The sequence below is a fragment of the Photobacterium gaetbulicola genome (assembly GCF_003025515.1).
Lineage (GTDB): Bacteria > Pseudomonadota > Gammaproteobacteria > Enterobacterales > Vibrionaceae > Photobacterium > Photobacterium gaetbulicola.
This window is the reverse complement of record NZ_PYME01000036.1, coordinates 34,431-53,895: the sequence shown is the minus strand read 5'-3', so window position 1 is coordinate 53,895 and position 19,465 is coordinate 34,431. Positions and strand designations below refer to the sequence as shown.

Below are 19,465 nucleotides of genomic sequence, written 5' to 3'. Positions count from 1 at the left end.
CCCCCCCAACCCCGGAGACTGCTGAGTATTTTCATGATTCGGATCGCGATAAATACCGACCGCCTCAGGAGCCCCCTTGATATGGGACATAATTTGAAAATTTTGACCATCTTCTGCGAACTGGATAGTATTTTTCTCTGGCCCGTCGGTGGTGATAAGCGAAGCAATACCGCCCTTGTAATGCCACACCGCCACTTCATGGCCGCTGTTGCTGATAGGGTTCAGCTCTGAACGCTCATATGGCCCCCAGATATTGTCAGCAATTGCAACACCGTGTTTGATCTCTCGGCCCCCCATGTTCATTCCTTCGCCCATCGCTTCCCCTTTGTAGTAAAGGTAAAACTGACCGTTGAAGAACATCAGACATGGATCATGCACTTTGTGGCTGTCAAAGCTGCCTTTCTTCTTAACGATAAAACGGTTGTCCTCCTCGCCATCCCATTCGCCATCCATTGTCGGTGACAAAATTGGGGCATCAGATTTTTTCCATGGGCCAAACGGAGAATCCGCCTCAGCAATTGCGATATGTTCAAATTGTCGATTTAGGTACGGATACTGAACCGTTTGGTAAACCAAATAGTATCGCCCGTCATAGGCCAAAACTTCTGGGGTGAAACATGAACGGTCGTCATAAGATCCTTCCGGCCCGCGTTCAATGGCAACCCCTTGCTCTTGCCAGTACTCGCCATCTTCTGAAATTGCATGCCAGACTTCAGTCAGATCCCACGGGAATACTTTGTCCTCTTTGTTGGCCGAACCAAACCCCACAGTTTCACCTTCACCTTTGGTGTACCAGCAATGATAAAGCCCCTCAACCTTGATCACCGCAGATGGGTCACGACGAATTACGCCTTGTTCAAAAGCAAAGTCTCCTTTTAGTGGTTCTACATCAAACTCAATCAACCACTCCGGCCCGCGCTGGTCATAACCCCGCTCGATAGCCCGCTGACTAGCAAGACTCAGTTTTTTCGCCATGTTTGTTCCTCGTTTTACTGCAACTCAGAATGTCTGAGTTTAATTAATTTATTTACTAATAATATTAGCCAAATGATACACTAATATTATTAGCTTACATTGAGATTGATCACACTTTCGCAGTTAGTCTCCCCCATTTTCCCCTCTCATCGGCTACATAAAAGCAGGGATTTGTCATGATGACTTAATTGGTTACCAAATCGGCCTCGATATCCTCGATACTTTTATTCTTGGTCTCCGGCAAAACTTTCACCATAACCACCAAACTGACCAAACCAACAGCTCCGTAACTTAGAAAGGTATTGCCTGCTCCGAATTGTTCAAGCTGCCATGGGAAAAACTGCTGAACAAAATAGCTGGTCAAGCTGGTGATAAGGGCTGCAAACGGAATTGCGATGCTTCTGATTTTATTTGGAAATATTTCGGAGAATATTACCCACATGATTGGTCCAATAGAGAAATGGAACGCGCCTAGGAAGAGAAAAATGCCAAACAGCACGTAGGCTGCATTGATGTTAATCGCTGCCTCGATAATCGGCCCTGTTACCAAGGGAAGTTCATTCGGGCTATAAAGTTTGGCAAGATCGGCTTTAAACTCTACATCGGACGAATAACGCTTATCCACCAATACTGACAAAGGCTCTGTTGCTATTTGTTGCTGTTGCAAGCTTACAACTGACTGTTCATTTAGCTGATAGGTAGCGCTATGGAAACCGTACCAGGATGAGCCATGGGCAATAACAATAAGCGCTAAACCTGCCAGAGTTAATTTGCGGCGACCAAGCTTTTCAATGAACAAGATTGCGACGATAGTAAAGCTGACATTAACGATACCAACATAAATTGTTTGCATGAAGCTGCTTTCGACGCTCATTCCTATCTGTTCAAATACCACTGGTGCATAAAAAAGAACCGCGTTAATACCAATGACCTGCTGAGTAATGGCAAAGGTAACAGCAATAAACAGTACAAGTCGCATACGACGACTAAACAAGTCTTTTACCTGTTGAAATAAGTTATTGTTATCGCCAGCGACTGTTTGCCTAACGTTCATGATGAGAGGCTCTACCTCATTGGCAGGGACAATCTTTTTAAACACTTCACGAGCCTCAGTGATGCGTCCTTTGGAAATCAGCCATCGAGGCGATTTCGGCACTTTAACCAGCAACACAATCCAAATGACATTTGGAATAAGCTCAAAACCCAACATGTAACGCCAAACTGTCTCGGGAGTAATAAGGTCTACCACTCCTATGCTCTTTACCAGTAAGTAGTTGACGATAAAAGCGACAAGGCTACCAATGGTAATCAACAGCTGGTTTATAGAGACAAATTTGCCGCGCTTGTCAGCCGGCGCTATTTCGCCAATATACATCGATGAAATTGACAGCGAACAAAACGCCAATCCACCAATAAACCGTCCCAGCAACAGCACCTCATAGCTACCTGCCAGCGAAGAAATACTTGATGACAAGGTGTAAAGCGCCGCCAATCCAAGCAGGACGTTTTTTCGCCCATATTTATCGCACAGTGTCCCAGTGATCATCAGCGCAACAATCGCACCAATCCCCGCTATACCAACAACACTTCCCACCTGCATACTGTTGAGACCAAATTGGGCAGTCACATAACGTACGACTCCCGAGATATTGGCAGCATCTAACCCGAAGACAAATCCCCCGAAAGCACTTATCAGCGCATATTGGGTCACTCGTCGGTCATGACTCATTTTCATACATCCCCTCGATACCTATTTTCTAAACCCGTTACTAATCAGCTGCAATTAATCACCGTCAACTAATAATATTAGTAATATTTAGTGCAAATGCTGACATAGCTATTAGTAGAAAACATCGATACAAGTCACATTTGCTTTAAAGATGAGTTAAAGGAATAAATTGCCAACAAGAACTGAGCAGCTTGTCACAGAAACCGATAGCGTTAACCCGCTCACAGGATCTTAGGATGTGGGATACCTGAGTGATTATTCGTGACGATTTCAGCTAGATCACCATGCCAAGATAGCGACCAACCAAAACAAAACGACAACAACGAGACATGAGGTCAATATGAAACCTACATCTTTGGCAGTAGTACTCTCAGGTATCCTTCTGGGCGGCTTGGCTAACGCCGGCGAACACAATGTCATCCATAATCCGGGCTTTGAAGATAAAGGGCTGGGCTGGAGTTATTGGTTTTCAAATATTCGCAGTGATGGCGCTTTCGAAGGCACCTACCGTGGCCGTATAGCAATTGGTGCCGATCATCACATCAGCCAAGTCATTACCGTTCCAGAAACGGCTTATTATGATTTGTCAGCTTTCATCAAGAACGACAAGCAAGGCGGTCAGTTTGGCTTAAAAAACTTGGACGGAGAGGTGCTGCTATCAAAACAGGTTGGGGCTAATAAACAATACTCTCTGAACAAAATCAAAAATATCGCCCTGGAACAAGGTGAGATCCTATCGGTATTTTTCTCGGGATCAGATAAAAGTGCAGTCAGCATTGATAACGTTTCACTGACCAAGTCGAAGAAAGGCAAACAACCGAAATTCAATCAGATTGTCCAGTTTAACGTGACGGAACAATCTGGCACCACCACAATCAACCGCAACACACAGCGGATAGAATTTACCGTCCCTTTTGCTACGGATCTCAGCCAGCTAACCATCAGCAACTTACTGGCTTCGCCAGAGAGCCAAACCAGCATACGACAAGGTGATATTGTTGACTTCACCAAGCCAGTTTCTGTGCATGTGATCAATGAAAAAGGCAAAGCAGAAAAGTGGACAGTCACCGCGATTGAAAGTGAGAAAGAAGTCACTATCGCTTCATCTAACACAGCACTGGAAGATTCCTTCAATTGGGCCATTGATAAGACCAAGCAGTTTGTCATGACCGGGCAAAGCGGCCTCGTTAACCGGGACGAAAACAACAACGACGGTAGCGGCACCGCTAACTATATCCCCTCTTACTGGGCAGGGTATTTCGACCGTACCGCCTTCTATTCAAGAGATTTTCTTCACCAAGCAAGCGGTGGCTGGCTAGCAGGTTTAGGTGCAGAGAATCTATCTATGTTCCAGACCTTTGCCCGCCACTCTACCGAGCCGCGCAAGTGGTATACCTTGTGGGCGATCAACTTCGATGGTACGCCGCACACTATCGATTACCACCACGACGACTATTTTGTTCGTGAAGTTCCAGCCCAATTCGAATTTGTCGAAAAAGCCCTCGAACAATACCGCTGGACTGGTGATGATCGCTATATCTACGACCCTGATCTTTGGCAGTTCTACACCAAGGTACTGACTGACTATATCGCGCTTCATGATGACCAAGAGCCAAATGGGATCGCAGAAGGCTATGGCGGGATTTTTGAAGGCTCAGCCACCTATAACGAGCGCGGTGAGTTCCCAATCGAAGCGGGTGACGGCATTGGCTCGCAGTACCAGGCAACAGTTGCTTACGCAGCCATGCTTGAAGCCCGAGGCGAAACGGACTTGGCTGCTGAATGGCAAGAAAAAGCCGTTGAGCTCAAACGCTTCTTCAACGAAGAGTGGAGCATTAAAGACCCTGCCAACCCACTGGATAATTACGTCAACATTATTCAAAAAGATGGCCTGCGCCTGAACGATTTCGGCAAGGAAAACAGCTGGTTCATGCCGATGAAGCTCATCACAGAACCAGGAGAGCGCAACAATAACTACCTCGATTTTATTTCCTATAACCTCGGCGAGGGGATCGGCTCGACGCCTGAAGCGCCATACAACATCGAGGCCTACACCTATATCCCAGAAACCTACTTCCCGTATAATCGCAATGAGGAAGCCTGGAAATGGATGAACTACATCATCAACCAGAAAGATCTGCCTCACGAGCGCCCAACCCAGGGCACCAATGGCGACTATCCGGAAATTTCCTTCACCTTCATTTCCAACACCATTGAAGGACTGATGGGTATTGAGCCGAATGCGCCGCAAAACCGTGTCGTGACGGCCTCTCACTTGCCACAAGATGTCGAGTGGCTAGAAGTTGAATACCTACCAATGGGTGAGCACGAACTGGCAATCCGACATGAAGGGTTAATAGAAACCAGCTTGACCAACACGTCAGAGCAACCTCTTGAGTGGGAAGCGCGCTTCTACGACAAACATGACACTATTACAGTGAACGGTACAGTAATGAAAGCGAAGAAGAAAAAGGTCAACGGTGTTATCTTGAGCTATGTCATCGTGAACGTGCCTGCAAACGGAAAAGCTACAGCAACACTATCCATCAGATAACTACCAATCTCCGTCTTTGTTCCAAATTGAGAGCCAGGAAGTCTAATCACCTCCCTGGCTCTTCGCATTAAACGCTAATCAAACTGCATCTAGCCACCTTGTTCGTGTCGCAAATAGCAAGCAGAGGCGCCTGACAAGCGGTTTGCTGCACTGACGACAGCCAGCAGTGAAGCTTTTGTGATATTCGAGTGACTTCCTACACCAAACAATTGTTTCTCATTACCTTGTTTGACCTCAACATAAGCAATTGCCGTGGCTTCTGATCCGCTGTCTGTCGCATGCTCACTGTAATCAACAATAGATAGGTTCTGCCCGAATGTGCTGTTCATACCATGGACAAATGCAGCAAGAGGCCCATTGCCTTCCCCATATATCATGACCTCCTGACCATTGTGTTGCAAAGTCGCTTCAATCCGGCAAGAGCCATCCGCGTTCTGCCTTTCCATATAACCAAATAAAGAAAACGGGGTGCTTGCTTCAAGGTATTCAGTGTTAAATGCCTCCCAGATATTGTCTGCTGTAAGCTCTGTCTTATACGTATCGGCAATATCTTGTACGTGTGCGCTGAATTCTATCTCAAGCCCTCTTGGCAGCTGAAGTCCATACTCGCTGCGTAATATGTAAGAAATGCCCCCTTTCCCAGACTGACTATTCACGCGAATGATCTTTTCGTAATTCCTGCCGATATCCGCAGGGTCAATTGGCAAATAAGGCACCTCCCAAAGACTGTCACTTTGCTGGCTCGTGAAGCCTTTCTTGATCGCGTCTTGATGAGAACCGGAAAAGGCCGTGAAAACTAGCTCTCCTGCATACGGGTGCCTAGGGTGCACTTGCATCTGATTACAGTGTTCAACCGAACGTGATATTGCTTCAATATCAGAAAAATCAAGATTCGGGGAAATACCCTGCGAATATAGATTCAACGCCAAAGTAACAAGGTCAACATTACCTGTTCGTTCACCGTTGCCAAACAACGTCCCTTCCACTCTATCGGCACCTGCAAGCAGGCCTAATTCGGCTGCGGCGACGGCGGTTCCCCTGTCATTATGGGTATGAATACTCAAACACGTCTTATCTCGAAAAGCCAAATTACGGCTCATCCATTCGATTTGATCTGCGAAGATATTTGGAGAAGAAAGTTCAACGGTAGCAGGAAGATTAACGATAATGTTTGAGCCAAACTCAGACAACCAGACATCTGATACCGCATCGCAAATATCAAGCGCAAAGTCCAATTCGGTCCCGGAAAAACTCTCAGGAGAATATTCTAACACCCAGTCCGTTTCAGGATACTTACTGACATTGTCTAGAACACGGTACACACCATCCAGCGCTAGCTGAATAATACTTTTCCTGTCTTTTTTGAAAACAATCTTGCGCTGAACAGTAGATGTTGAATTATATAGGTGGACGATCGATCTTTTACTTCCGCGCAGAGATTGAAAGGTCTTATCCAAGTGTTCATTTCGCGCAGGTGTAAGCACCTGCAGAGAAACATCCTCTGGAACAAGACCTTCATCTATTACTGTTCGAATAAAGTCATAATCTATTTTTGATGCAGATGGAAAGCCCACTTCTATTTCTTTAAAACCACAGCGAATCAACACATCATAAAGCTGCATTTTACGATCTGAATCCATGGGGTTGATCAATGCTTGGTTTCCATCTCTCAGGTCAACGCTACACCATGCTGGCGCATTAGTGAATACCTTGTTTGGCCATTGTCTATCAGGTAAGTTAACTGGTGGAAATTGCCGGTATTTAACCTGTGGTTTTTTATACATATTCATATCTATCATACTTCCCTGAACTGACTTTCTATTACTAATTTCTTATGGAAGATTTCGTTTATCAAAAAGACGATATTTTCGTTTTCGTAATCACATAAGCAAGGATTAAGTTTCAGTCTATAACGCAAGGTTTATATAACATTCTAAATTAGTATTAGTTCACCATACGCCACTTTTGAATTTTCCCTTGTAAGCTTTTTTAGCGGCCAACCCGCATTTGCAAAATGGTACCAATTGGGGTTAAGCAGTAATGACTTCCCTACCAATACAAGATCAGCATTCTGCAATGCAGCATTAGCCGTTTCTTTATCATAAACGCCTCCGGCGACAAACAAAGGGCCCTTCCATAATTTGCGAGTGATCTCTAATAGAGAGTGGTCACTGTTCCATGCCTTGGCATTAAAATTGTGAGTTGCTAAAGATAATACATCAACACTTTCTTTTGATAGCTCATTAATTATTGACTGATATTCTTCGATATCGGTAAAAGCACTATCGCTATTATCAGCCCCAATACAGTCTGAGAGTCTGAAAGATAACAAACAACTATCTGGAATTGCCTGCTTTAGTGCGGCAAGGATATGTCGAATCATTCGGCACCGGTTAACAATATTCCCCCCAAACTGATCTTCACGCTGATTCGATTGTTTAGACAGAAACTGATGGAGCAAATAGCCATGCGCACCATGAACCTCTACTCCATCAAAGCCAGCTTGTACCGCGGCCTTGGCCGATTTTACAAACCCCTCAATCACCTGTTCAATATCACTCAGGCTCATTTCGACAGGGGGGGGATAAGGTCTTCCAGACGTTCTTTCAATCTGTGGAGCAGCAATTGAGCTAGGCCCGATAACCTTTCCCGCAGGATTGAATTCGGGTAATGCAAGCCTACCACAATGGTTGAGTTGGGCGATTGCAATAGCCCCGGCGTCATGAACAGCATTGACCGTTTTTTTCCAGAGCATTACCTGCTCAGACGTCGAAATCAATGACTGACCAGGCAATCCTTGGGCTGAGCATTGATCGGATAAAATAGCTTCCGTATAGACAACTGAAATACCAGACGAGGCACGTCTGATGAGCAAGTCTAGTGTATCCTGCCTTGGGATCCCCTCCAGTGAGGATAATCGGCTCATTGGAGCAAAGCCTAACCGGTTTCTAAAGTAATGCCCTTTTACCCATATACCTTCGTTAAAACATTTCACTTCGCTATTTGGGCTATTCATAACTTACTCACTTAATACTGAAGGCATCGCACCAGGTTGATTGAGGCCTTTAGCAATTGCTGCTTCATTCTTACTAATACAGTCCGATAAAGCCTCTACCCACGATGCAGAGACCCCATTGTTGAGAGCATATTCTCGAATTTGGCGCAATGGATTGATATGAGCTTCAGCCAACCCATGTAGCGAACGCAGCTGATCATCTGTCACATCACGACTAAAACTTTTAGGCAGCTCCGCTCCGACAGTTCTGAAGTTGAGAATTGTCCTAATACACTTTTCACAACGGCAACAGTTTTGGCTTTTATTCTCCCCTTGCCAGCACACACGTAAGTTATTCGCACCTTCAGTCCATTCTGCAACTGCCGCGACTTTTTCATTCCTTGTATATTCTGTAGCATCATGCATCAATTGAAAACTGTCACTCGACATCATCCAATCAGTGACAGGATTAGATCCCCAAGGAAGGAGCAAGCTATTATAAGGTTCCGAGCTAGCAATCAACCCACAGTCAAAACGGCCAGAAAATAGCATCAGGCTCGATGCCATTCCGGTACCGAAAGCATCTTCCCAATACTTTAGGTCAGAATGCCATAACTGCCTAAAGTTTGTCTTAAGGCTAATTAGCTCGACATCAACACCACTCAGTACTGGCGCACTACGCTGATATATCGTCTCAAATACATCAACTTCATCCAGGGGGATATCAAAGCCATGGATCATAACAGCCGCTTGTAAGTTCTTACTTGCACGCCCCGCTTGATTTCGAACATGTCTTAATGTTGTAAATGCACTATCGACACCACCAGAAAAAGTTTGAATAGCCCGAGCAGGTTTGGCTAGTAGCGACTGTTTGACTTCATTATCTGCTTGAATCGATACTTTGCTGTATCTTTCTGGGCGCCAATGAACCCATGCCGACTGGAACAGTTCCAAGTTATCAATTAAGTCTGAAGAAACATCTCCATGTACGATCAGATCTGATTTTCTTCTCATGGCCACAAAGAGTGTAGCCAACAACAAAGGGTCCGCTTTTTTAGTAACATAATTAGAAAATTTAGTTGGGACACTAAACCATAGCTTCTCTTCGCCTTGACCCTCTGTCACAACGTTTGCACTGATAATAACCCGATCATTTTCTTCGTACCAATCCAGTGGCCAAATTTCCATTTTGCTCATTTTTAATTCCTTTTCACTTTAGTCATATTGAACTTAATACGACTATAATAAATATCAGTCATATTAATTTTCAATGAACTCAATAATGTTCCCTTCGGGATCTTTGCAATAACCAAAGTAAAGACCTGAACTCTCTGATGAAGACTTTATAAAGACAGGCTCTTCAGATATCAGCTCGGCCCCCAGAGCCTCAAGTTTTATCCATAATGAATAAATATCCTCCACGGAAAAGGCAATATGACGAATACCAAACATATTTGCATAGCTATCCACACCACTGGAGATGCTTTCTTGGTACTGGGTCAACTCTAAAATAAAGTCATCATCTTGCAAAGATAAATGTACTGTACGAGCTTGAGCACCTTTTACACCAATCCCCTTTGAAAATTCCTTCGAATCAAGAAAAATATCTTTCACAACATTCATATCAAACACATCAACATAAAATTGAAGGACTAAATCAATATCTTCGCATATGATAGCTACATGTTTAAACTTCAAGCTATTTCTCTCCTTTTAAACTTCACATTTGAAAAGGTATCCAGTTCACCATTCGTTAATGCCATAGCAGGAAGAAGATTAGAAAAATGTTCAACCTTAATATCTTCAATGAATGAAATAAAACTATTACTTGAGGGCTCAAAGTCATTTCTAAATGAATCTATAACCCAACGCTGTAGTAAATCTAAGTCAGAGATATTATCTACTCTATCCGGTTGGTAAACGTCGCATCCTTTTTGGATAACTTCTTTCATTTTATCTGATGAATATATAACATCTGCACCTGTAGAAAATGCATAAATATCATCATGCACTTGAGAAAGATATGCAAACTTTAGCATTTCCAGCATATTATCGTCACCACCTACAAAAAGGTGCTTTTCTAACACATTACTCGCCTTACTTAAAATAACACCAGCTTTGACATCTGATAGTTCATCACATATTGGAGCATAAATTGCGTGTAAGTAAAATTGATCCTTAAATATAATATCAAGACTCCTAGTTACGCGGTGATATTGCAAGTTTGAGTAGTTTATACTAATACTCCCACATTCATGTTTTCCTACCACAACACCTACACCATGGTTAGGTATTTTCTCATGGCCAACAAGCATATCTTCACTTTTCACGAGTAAAAAGTTATCTGTATCACCAAATAAATCTTCAGAGAGATATATTTGATGAGGAATTTCAATTTCAAAAACAGAGGGAGTTCTTGAATTTGAAAAAGCTCTTCCTGATGACGAATCGAAACGCCTGTCTTTTGAAAAATTAGTGACACTAACTAATGGGTCTAAGGAAAATTTATTGATAATATCTTTAACCGTATGATGAACTTTTGAATGAAGATAGTTCTTCATCATAATAACCTTTGCGTTATTTATTCTATCCGAAACTAGTTGGTCATCATTGTTCAAATTGACAAACGGCTTTTCAAGTATAAAACGTCTAAAACCATAATCATACCAATTCAGAAATTCATCAGATAAAACACCGCTTGGTAAGCATAAATCAATAATGGTATTACTTCGATCGAGTCTCTCAATATCTTTTTCGACGAGCTCTAAGCTTTTATATATTTTAGGACTGATATTTTCCTTAGTAAAAAGGTTATGCAAATCAATACCAGGCTCTCCCTTAGGATCAATAATTATAACTTTTGATATATTTAATACATTTGACTTATAAAGCTTATAATATGAGTTGAAGTGTAAATAACCAGCTTTTCCTGCGCCTAATATAACAATACTATTTTCCATCTGATACATCATTATCTATAGGTTGATGAACAACAGCCCCATAAAAGTCAGCATCAGCAATATGAAAAGCGATATACTTAAGATCACTTCTACCGATCGACCTAATTCTGTGTTTTGTATTTCTGGGGATATTTATGCAATTATCCGGAGATACCGAAATAGATTTATCTTCTAACTCAACGACACCTTCACCATCTATAATATAGTAGACTTCATCTGTATCTGGATGAAAATGATACTCTCCACCCTTTTGTGATTTCGCAATAGCTAAGGCACTTCTTACAATATGGCGATTAGGCTCATTTTCGCTTGAAAACAAAAGAGCGCGAACAACATTTCCATCATAAACGCTTTTTACATCAATTTCCCTGTTAATTTCTTTATAACCCACAATACGTTCCTCCGGTTAGATTAACTCGCACTGCGTCAAAAGATGACGTAGTTCATCCTCTTTACTCTCTTCCAGTGGTGTCAGAGGCAGGCGTGGGTTCCCAACGTCAAAATGGATCAAGCTGAAGGCTGACTTCAATGCAATAGGGTTTGTTGACAAATAGATCCCTTTGAAGAAGTCATGATATTTAGTATATAAATCTCTCGCAGTAACAAAATCGTTGTTGAGTGCAGCATCAACAATAGCAATACTTTGCCTAGGAATAACATTTGCGGCTACTGATATGTGCCCATGGCCACCGAGTAAGAGCGTTAATAAAGCCATGAAATCATTTCCGCTTAAAACGACAAAATCTTTATTTTTAACAAGGGAGATTAGATTACCCATTCTAACCATATCTTGATTCCCTTCTTTAATGCCTATTATTCTTGGGTGCTCTGCCAACTCATTCACCGTTTGGGGGCTAATATCAATTGTGGTCCGGCCCGGCAGATTATGTATCATCAAAGGGATAGAAATTGAATCAGCCAGTGCTAAGAAGTATTCCTTCATACCTCGTGTTGTCGGTGGATCTAAGTATGGCGTGAAAGCTAACACAGCTTCAACACCAATTTTTTCAACTCTTTGAGCTAAGTCTATCGTTCTCTGCAGGCATTCAGTTCCTATATCCGGAATTACCATTGCACGACCACGGGATTGATCAAATACGATTTCAGTCACTCGTATTTTTTCTTCATCAGTTAACGCTGCGGCTTCACCCGTGACACCATTTGGACATATCCTCTTGACCCCAGAGGAGATTTGAAACTCAACCAGCTTTCTCAATGAAACCTCGTCAATATTATTTTTTTCATCAAATGGTGTAATTATCGTTGTGTATGCACCAATAAACCGCTTAGTACTATTACTTATCATTTCCATCTCCAACTTTCTATACTTTTAAGGCGAAATTAATTATCAACAAACTTTACTGAATGAGATTATTTCTCTCATATCTTGCTATTACTTCTAATGCTGCAGTAACGGACTCACCTAAACGAATTGGGTGACCTAACTCAGCCAAAACAAGTTCCATGGCTGATAGTAGAGTTATAATATCTATAGGTTTTGTTGAGCCTATATGTCCAACTCGTATTATTTTATTCTTCAATTCCCCCTGACCAGACGCAACCATAAAATCAAATTTGCTTTTTAAATTAACCAGCAAATCTGACATTTGATCTCCTTCAGGAAGTTTCACAGCAGTTAAAGCACTACTGAGATTTTTTTTATGGAACAAGTCAAAGCCTAACTTTTCAATTCCCACCCTACAACACTCAGCACAAATAAGATGTCTTTTCCAGATCTCATTTAATCCTTCGGTTTCCATCTTATCTAAGGCATAATCTAACCCAAATAAAAGACTAAATGGCGGAGTATTTGGCGTTGTTAAGTCTTTACTACTTTCACGGATAATGTTCAGATTCCAATATGAATAATGATCTTTAGGCTTTACATTTTTCCATGCTTTGTCGCTAAGGGTAATAAATGATAGGCCAGGTGGATTCATAAACCCTTTCTGGGAACTCGAAATCACCACATCTAGGGACCATTCATCAGTTAAAACCGGCTCTACGCCCACAGTTGTCATCGCATCGACAATAATCAAAGAACCATATTTCTTGCATATTTTACTTATAGAACGAATATCATGTGTTATACCGGTTGAAGTTTCGCAATGAGTAACAAAAACATACTTTGGCCTCAAGTGTGAAATAACTTCTTCAACACTTTCCAAATCAAAAGTCCCCTCCCCATCAGCAACAATTGATCTTGTTTTTGCCTTATATGCATCACAAAGATGAATCCATCTATCACCATACTTTCCTGCACTTAGAACAACAATATCATCACCTTCATTAATAAGGCTTGATACAACAGACTCCATTGCGCCAGATCCAGAAGATGACAGCAACAATACATCGTTTTTGGTTTGAAATACGTATTGTAGTTTCCTCTGTATCCTATCAAAGAGCTCTTTAAATTCTTTTGTTCTATGATGTGTAGATGATTTAATTGATGCTAAATGTACTCCTAGTGGTACATTCCCTGGACCTGGAGTAAACATCTTTGTTTCTGACATAAATCAACCTTGATTAAATTACTAAGAAAGTAGTCACTGAATGCTTAATCTTTCTATCTAATCCCAAATATGTATTCAAGAGATATAACCAAAAGCTGAAAATTTATGCGATCAACAACTCATAATTATTCACAAAGACTCGTTATTAAGTCGGGCGAAATTATTAACCAATTCCTCAATATTCTATTATCTATTTTATCAACACACTAGCTACCTGAAGGCCTTTTAGTCGAAAGAAATAATATTTAACGGCCTATGAAAAACGACGATGACGATTTTATTCGATACTGCGATGAGCAATCCCTCGACTGCTTCGTCTGAATAAAGTCGAAAATTATGGGAAAAACAATCTCTATTTAAAGTGAGAGTATATGGTTTGAAAGAGAAAGAGAACAGGATAGGCTTGCTCGAACAGCTCAACCATCTCGTTAATCACACGGAAGCCGTTCATTGCCTTGTAGTTGGTCAAGGCGTAAACCATCTCAGGCTTGTGGCTGGTAATTTGGGTTACAGATGCCAAACAAGGCCATCATTGCGATTTTACTGCCCCACGCATAGTTTTGAATTACATTACCTCGCTTATACATATCATCGTTATTCGGATAAATAGCTTATTAGAAACGTAGTCGGAACGTCTTAGCCTGGCAAGGAGGCAGCTTGTCTGCCAGAGCATTAAACGCTGCCTCACGCCTGTCAAATGTCGGTTGGATTGAAATCAGCGACTTATTGGTAGGGTAGTCAGTTTCATCATCGTCCTCTGTACCGTCATCCTGGTGGGCGTGATTCGCCCTTAGTTATATTGATATAAATATGGTATGTATTGTGGCGACACGCTCTGAGATTGTATTCACTAAACCCGAAAATAGGTATTATCATTGTATTGTTTTCAACGCCAGCTTGTATATGACAACTTTGAATGATGCTGTAAAGACAAATAAAATACAGGTATAAAACTATAGATGTAATACACCCAATTGACCTCAGTTAGCTTTGGTAGCTTAAAAACTTGCCTTCCAGAGGAGAACGATGTGGCACGCCTTCCTATGTATCGTCAGATCGCTGACGCAATAAAGGAGAAGATCCAATCCGGTGAATACAAACCGGGTGAGGCTTTGCCGACTGAAGCACAACTACGAGAAGCCTTCTCCGTGAGCCGGGTGACGGTTCGACAAGCCTTAAAACTACTCGTAGAGCAAAATGTGCTGGAAAGCATCCAAGGAAGTGGGACCTATGTGAAAGAGAACAAGGTCAACTACGACATGTACGAATACTCAAGCTTCTATGAAAAGCTGAGTCACCTTGATGTCAAAACCCACAGTGAAATTCTTGCATTTGAAATCACCACGCCAGCTCCGGCCATTGCCGAGGCACTGGAGATCAATGAAGAAGACAGGATCTTTTACGTTAAGCGCGTCCGCTTTATCGATGAGAACCCAGTGACCCTTGAAGAGACTTGGATGCCGCTTTCGCTATTCCCGGATCTCACCTATGAAGTGATGCAGGGCTCGAAGTACGTGTTCATCAAAGGGACCAAGAAAATGGTTATCGACCGAAGTGAGCAGGAAATCATCCCGGTGCTGCCGCCGCAAGAAGTGGTGAATCAACTGGGTATTCCGGCTGACCAGCCAATCATTGAAAAAGTCACCAAAGGCTACTTGGTCGATGGTACGGTGTTTGAGTATAGTCGTAACTACTTCAAATCATCTGACTACAAGTTCACCTTGGTCGCCAAACGTAATCATCATTACTAATTATTATGCAGTACCCACAATGACTGAATTAGAAAAAATGGTAAATGGCATGGATTTCGACGGGGAAGACCCGGAGATCCTTGCCATCAGAGACAACGCCTACAGACTCAAAGTGGCCATTAACCAGCATCCCGGAGATGCCCCTCGCAAGTTGCTCGAGCAACTGCTGGGATCATTTGGCGAAGATAGCCATATCCTCCCCCCTTTTCTGTGCGAATTTGGCAAAACCATTCATATTGGCTCCCACACCTTCATCAATATGGGCGCCACTATGCTGGACAATGCCGAGATCCATATTGGCAATAACGTTCTGATTGGTCCCAACGTCCAGCTTTATACTCCAAGCCACTCACTCGATCACCATAGTCGCCGTCGCTGGGAAACCTTTGCCAAGCCCATTGTGATAGAAGATGATGTATGGATTGGTGGCCATGTTGTGGTGTGCCAAGGTGTCACAATCGGTGCCCGCTCGGTGGTTGCCGCTAACTCTACGGTCACCGAAGATGTCCCATCCGACACCTTGGTGGGTGGCTCTCCAGCTAAAATCATCCGCTTTCTTAAATAGGTAAGCCGTTACTATTGATACGATCCCTTATAACTTAGGCTCATAAAACCCCAAATAATTATGATATTACGCCTATAGTTAAGCTATAAGATTGGCTTAGAGGGATCTTCAATGGCAACAGGTTTATTTCTTTTCCAAAATGATCTTAGACTACACGACAACCCTGCACTCGCCCTAGCCACTCAAGAGGCCGATCACCTCATCTGCGTCTACTGTTTGCCCGTCGATCACCTCAACCGTTACCCTTACCATATTGGTAAGCCTGGAACCTACCGTCACCAGTTTCTCTTACAATCACTCCACAACCTGGCCGAGCAACTCAGCGAATGCGGTCAGAGTTTGCACGTGATGCTGGATCACCCACTCAACGTGTTGCCGGAATTAATCGGTCAGTACAATGTCTCTATGATTTATACCAGCGAGCATGCTGGTGTGTATGAACAACGTAACTGGTACACCCTAAAAGGAAGGTATCCCTACATCACTTTCCGAAACATTGCTACACATACCCTGTTTGATAAAACTGATCTGCCTTTTGATATAACAGAGACACTTCCCGATACCTTCAGCCAGTTTCGTAAGCAGGTTGAACACCTTGAGATTCGTCCCCCCTTAACCAGCATTGCTAAAATGCCGACTCCACCAGGTAGATTAAAGGCCTTTGACATTACCAGTGCCATGATCAACCCAAAGCTTCTGGGCCATTTTGATGGTGGCGAAACCGCAGCCCTTCGACACCTTGAAAGCTACTTTTCTTCCCGAGCTGCAAGCCGCTACAAATTGACCAGAAATGAACTGGATGGCTGGGAAAACTCCACCAAATTTTCGCCTTGGTTGGCCTTAGGCTGTCTTTCTGCCAACAAGCTGATCCAACGCCTGCAGAACTATGAACATAACATCGAGTGCAATGAATCCACCCAATGGATTAAGTTTGAGCTGTTGTGGCGGGAATACTTCCAGTGGTATGCCCACCACCACGGACCAAAACTCTTTACTTTTGGCGGTATCAAATCGACCCCACCCCATACCGCATTTTATCCAGAGCGCTTCCGCCGATGGAGTGAAGGAAACACCCCTTATCCCCTGGTCAATGCCTTAATGAACCAGCTAAGGCGAACCGGTTATATGTCTAACCGTGGCAGGCAAATTGCTGCTAGCTGCATGGTTAATGAGCTCAGCCTAGATTGGCGGTACGGTGCCGCGTTTTTTGAAGAACATCTTATTGACTACGATACCGCATCAAACTGGGGAAATTGGCAATACATCACTGGCGTCGGATCTGACCCGCAGCAAGGCCGCCACTTCAATTTGAACAAACAAACTGAACTCTATGATCCAAATGGCGAATTTATCCGTAGGTGGGAAGGGAACAACTATGACGGTAATATCGACTCTGTCGATGCTGCTGATTGGCCTATTCGATAACAACGCAGAGACAGGTGCCAGATGTCAGCAGTGCGATTTAAAACACTCAGATTAATCCTCGGCGACCAATTAAACGCAGAGCACTCTTGGTATAGCCGCGCCGATGAAACTACCCTATATCTAATCGCCGAACTTCATCAAGAAACAGGCTATGTCACTCATCATATACAGAAAGTATCTGCTTTTTTTGCTGCCATGGAGCATTTTGCTAACCATCTGAAGCTGAAGGGACATCAAGTCACTTATCTTAGCCTCGACCAATCCGCACAGTTTGCGGATCTACCCAATCTCATTGTCAGTCTACTGAAGCAGCATCAATGTACACATTTCGAATTCCAGCGCCCCGACGAGTACAGATTGTATGAACAATTACATTCACTTGCCGGCACCCTTAGCCAAACTGGCTTTTATTGCAGGGAATGGGACACCGAACATTTCCTCTTGCCTTTCAGTGAGATTGAAGCTGATTTCCCAGCAGGAAAGCACATATTAATGGAGCATTTTTACCGTCGTATGAGAAAAAGATTTAACCTCCTGATGGAGGATAACCAGCCGCTCGGGGGAAAGTGGAATTTTGATCAAAGCAACCGTAACAAACTCAAAGCCAATGAGCTAAAAGACATCCCTGCTCCGCTCTGTTTTGCCAATGACGTTAGCGCCATCTTAAGCAGGATTGAATCGCACCATATCGCCACTATCGGCCATGCCCAACCGCAATTACTCTGGCCAGTCACCGCCAGCCAAGCCAAAGCACTGTTGGATTTCTTTTGCCGCCACTGCTTAGCGCGATTTGGCTACTTCCAAGATGCCATGACGGAGAATAGCCCGCACAGTTGGAGCTTGTACCACTCACGACTATCATTCGCTTTGAACTGCAAGCTTATCTCTCCCAAAGACGTTATCGAACAGGCAATTAACGCCTACGAGCTGAATAGCGCGATAAACATTGCCCAGATAGAAGGCTTCGTCAGGCAGATTTTGGGCTGGCGAGAGTATGTTCGTGGCATCTATTGGGGCAATATGCCCAACTACAGCCAAACAAATGCCTTAAAGGCCACCCGCCGCCTACCGGATTTTTTCTGGACAGGGAAAACCAAAATGGCTTGTATGAAAGCAGCAATTACACAATCTTTGGACTATGCCTATGCCCACCACATTCAGCGCTTAATGGTAACGGGTAATTTTTGTTTATTGGCTGGCATAGCCCCTGATGAAGTAGAGCAGTGGTACCTGGGGATATACATCGATGCCATCGAGTGGGTTGAAATGCCCAATACGCGCGGTATGGCACTCTTTGCCGACAATGGCATCATTGCCACTAAACCTTATGCGGCCAGTGGAAACTATATCAACAAAATGAGCGACCATTGCAAACACTGCTTTTATGATGTCAAAACAAAAACAGAAGCAAATTCATGCCCATTAAATAGTTTATATTGGAATTTTCTTCATAAGAATGATACCTGGCTAGCAAAAAATCCCAGAACCAGGATGATTTACCGAAGTTGGGATAATATGTCTGAAGAAGGACGAACATCTACCTTAAGCAAGGCTAATAGCTTATTAGCAAATATAAACACTCTTTAGATGAACATGCTATCAAAAAATCATCCCGCCATACCAAAGCAATTTATCGCCAATTTAGTTAATGATTTGAAATACCAAGAAAAACATATTAACCATTTATTTCAGAAACACATAGTATTGACATTATTTATAAAATCAAGGCTAACCACCCTCTCCTTTTGTGAGCAAGATCACATTCAGTGTCTGACAATATGTATACCATGCCGAAAAAATCAATCTTCAAAAGGATATTTGTATGAAGTGCTGTGACAATCCAGCGGCTATCCAAATAAAAAGAAGTCTTATTCAAAAGTTTTTCTATAATGCTGTTTACAAATGTAAAAACTGCAGAAGAAAAATTAAACTATAGTTAGTAACGAATAATTACTTTTATCATCAACAGTTTCAAAGCAAATGACAACTACTAGTAGC

General features: G+C 42.8%; 16 protein-coding genes. 5 read left to right on the top strand and 11 right to left on the bottom strand.

Annotated features, from left to right (window positions below):
• On the bottom strand, positions 1 to 975 hold a 975-nt coding region (locus tag C9J03_RS23290), incomplete at its 3' end, for a glycoside hydrolase family 117 protein (RefSeq protein WP_107291754.1).
• Between the two features lie 184 nt (positions 976 to 1,159).
• Entirely contained in the window at positions 1,160 to 2,710 is a 1,551-nt protein-coding gene (locus C9J03_RS23285; RefSeq protein ID WP_044620683.1) for an MFS transporter, read from the bottom strand.
• 334 nt (positions 2,711 to 3,044) lie between these two features.
• Here C9J03_RS23285 and C9J03_RS23280 point away from each other — a divergent pair, with 334 nt between their 5' ends.
• The gene (locus tag C9J03_RS23280) at positions 3,045 to 5,258 is read left to right on the top strand and encodes a glucosidase family protein (protein WP_044620682.1); all 2,214 of its coding nucleotides are present in this window, start codon (positions 3,045 to 3,047) and stop codon (positions 5,256 to 5,258) included.
• Positions 5,259 to 5,347: 89 nt separating this feature from the next.
• Here C9J03_RS23280 and leuA read toward each other — a convergent pair whose 3' ends face one another.
• The 9 genes from leuA to C9J03_RS27220 all read right to left on the bottom strand — a co-directional run bounded on the left by leuA (position 5,348) and on the right by C9J03_RS27220 (position 14,246).
• Positions 5,348 to 7,048, bottom strand: coding sequence for a 2-isopropylmalate synthase (leuA, locus tag C9J03_RS23275; RefSeq protein ID WP_044621832.1), 1,701 nt, complete (start codon positions 7,046 to 7,048; stop codon positions 5,348 to 5,350).
• A 143-nt stretch (positions 7,049 to 7,191) separates the two neighbouring features.
• Positions 7,192 to 8,274: an oxidoreductase gene (locus C9J03_RS23270; RefSeq protein ID WP_052829572.1), complete on the bottom strand. Its 1,083-nt coding sequence runs from the start codon at positions 8,272 to 8,274 to the stop codon at positions 7,192 to 7,194.
• A gap of 3 nt (positions 8,275 to 8,277) precedes the next feature.
• A complete protein-coding gene (locus tag C9J03_RS23265) occupies positions 8,278 to 9,450 on the bottom strand; it encodes a hypothetical protein (protein WP_044620681.1) in 1,173 nt (390 codons plus the stop codon).
• Positions 9,451 to 9,513: 63 nt separating this feature from the next.
• Positions 9,514 to 9,951, bottom strand: a complete 438-nt coding sequence (locus tag C9J03_RS23260) for a VOC family protein (RefSeq protein WP_044620680.1) — start codon at positions 9,949 to 9,951, stop codon at positions 9,514 to 9,516.
• On the bottom strand, positions 9,948 to 11,213 hold the full coding sequence (locus C9J03_RS23255) for a hypothetical protein (protein ID WP_044620679.1): 1,266 nt from the start codon (positions 11,211 to 11,213) through the stop codon (positions 9,948 to 9,950). The genes C9J03_RS23260 and C9J03_RS23255 overlap by 4 nt, the downstream gene beginning before the upstream one ends.
• Positions 11,203 to 11,604: a cupin domain-containing protein gene (locus tag C9J03_RS23250; RefSeq protein WP_044620678.1), complete on the bottom strand. Its 402-nt coding sequence runs from the start codon at positions 11,602 to 11,604 to the stop codon at positions 11,203 to 11,205. The genes C9J03_RS23255 and C9J03_RS23250 overlap by 11 nt, the downstream gene beginning before the upstream one ends.
• 15 nt (positions 11,605 to 11,619) lie before the next feature.
• Positions 11,620 to 12,519, bottom strand: a complete 900-nt coding sequence (dapA, locus tag C9J03_RS23245) for a 4-hydroxy-tetrahydrodipicolinate synthase (protein ID WP_044620677.1) — start codon at positions 12,517 to 12,519, stop codon at positions 11,620 to 11,622.
• Positions 12,520 to 12,571: 52 nt separating this feature from the next.
• Positions 12,572 to 13,726 carry a pyridoxal-phosphate-dependent aminotransferase family protein gene (locus C9J03_RS23240; RefSeq protein WP_044620676.1) on the bottom strand — a complete coding sequence of 385 codons (1,155 nt, stop codon included), beginning with the start codon at positions 13,724 to 13,726 and terminating at the stop codon, positions 12,572 to 12,574.
• Positions 13,727 to 14,078: 352 nt separating this feature from the next.
• Complete coding sequence (locus tag C9J03_RS27220; RefSeq protein WP_338064708.1) at positions 14,079 to 14,246, bottom strand: hypothetical protein; 168 nt, start codon at positions 14,244 to 14,246, stop codon at positions 14,079 to 14,081.
• Positions 14,247 to 14,754: 508 nt separating this feature from the next.
• Here C9J03_RS27220 and C9J03_RS23230 point away from each other — a divergent pair.
• The 4 genes from C9J03_RS23230 (at position 14,755) to C9J03_RS23215 (ending at position 19,054) form a co-directional block, all read left to right on the top strand.
• Positions 14,755 to 15,477 carry a GntR family transcriptional regulator gene (locus C9J03_RS23230; RefSeq protein WP_197078564.1) on the top strand — a complete coding sequence of 241 codons (723 nt, stop codon included), beginning with the start codon at positions 14,755 to 14,757 and terminating at the stop codon, positions 15,475 to 15,477.
• A gap of 19 nt (positions 15,478 to 15,496) precedes the next feature.
• Positions 15,497 to 16,042 carry a sugar O-acetyltransferase gene (locus C9J03_RS23225; RefSeq protein ID WP_044620674.1) on the top strand — a complete coding sequence of 182 codons (546 nt, stop codon included), beginning with the start codon at positions 15,497 to 15,499 and terminating at the stop codon, positions 16,040 to 16,042.
• Positions 16,043 to 16,153: 111 nt separating this feature from the next.
• On the top strand, positions 16,154 to 17,467 hold the full coding sequence (locus C9J03_RS23220) for a DASH family cryptochrome (RefSeq protein ID WP_044620673.1): 1,314 nt from the start codon (positions 16,154 to 16,156) through the stop codon (positions 17,465 to 17,467).
• Positions 17,468 to 17,497: 30 nt separating this feature from the next.
• The gene (locus C9J03_RS23215; protein ID WP_044621830.1) at positions 17,498 to 19,054 is read left to right on the top strand and encodes a cryptochrome/photolyase family protein; all 1,557 of its coding nucleotides are present in this window, start codon (positions 17,498 to 17,500) and stop codon (positions 19,052 to 19,054) included.
• Positions 19,055 to 19,465 lie beyond the last annotated feature (411 nt).

Coding starts and splice junctions, on each gene's coding strand:
- C9J03_RS23220 (WP_044620673.1), top strand. CDS start 16,154: ATGGCAACAGGTTTATTTCTTTTCCAAAATGATCTTAGACTACACGAC.
- C9J03_RS23270 (WP_052829572.1), bottom strand. CDS start 8,274: ATGAATAGCCCAAATAGCGAAGTGAAATGTTTTAACGAAGGTATATGG.
- C9J03_RS23265 (WP_044620681.1), bottom strand. CDS start 9,450: ATGAGCAAAATGGAAATTTGGCCACTGGATTGGTACGAAGAAAATGAT.
- leuA (WP_044621832.1), bottom strand. CDS start 7,048: ATGAATATGTATAAAAAACCACAGGTTAAATACCGGCAATTTCCACCA.
- C9J03_RS23285 (WP_044620683.1), bottom strand. CDS start 2,710: ATGAAAATGAGTCATGACCGACGAGTGACCCAATATGCGCTGATAAGT.
- C9J03_RS23240 (WP_044620676.1), bottom strand. CDS start 13,726: ATGTCAGAAACAAAGATGTTTACTCCAGGTCCAGGGAATGTACCACTA.
- dapA (WP_044620677.1), bottom strand. CDS start 12,519: ATGATAAGTAATAGTACTAAGCGGTTTATTGGTGCATACACAACGATA.
- C9J03_RS23225 (WP_044620674.1), top strand. CDS start 15,497: ATGACTGAATTAGAAAAAATGGTAAATGGCATGGATTTCGACGGGGAA.
- C9J03_RS23255 (WP_044620679.1), bottom strand. CDS start 11,213: ATGGAAAATAGTATTGTTATATTAGGCGCAGGAAAAGCTGGTTATTTA.
- C9J03_RS23280 (WP_044620682.1), top strand. CDS start 3,045: ATGAAACCTACATCTTTGGCAGTAGTACTCTCAGGTATCCTTCTGGGC.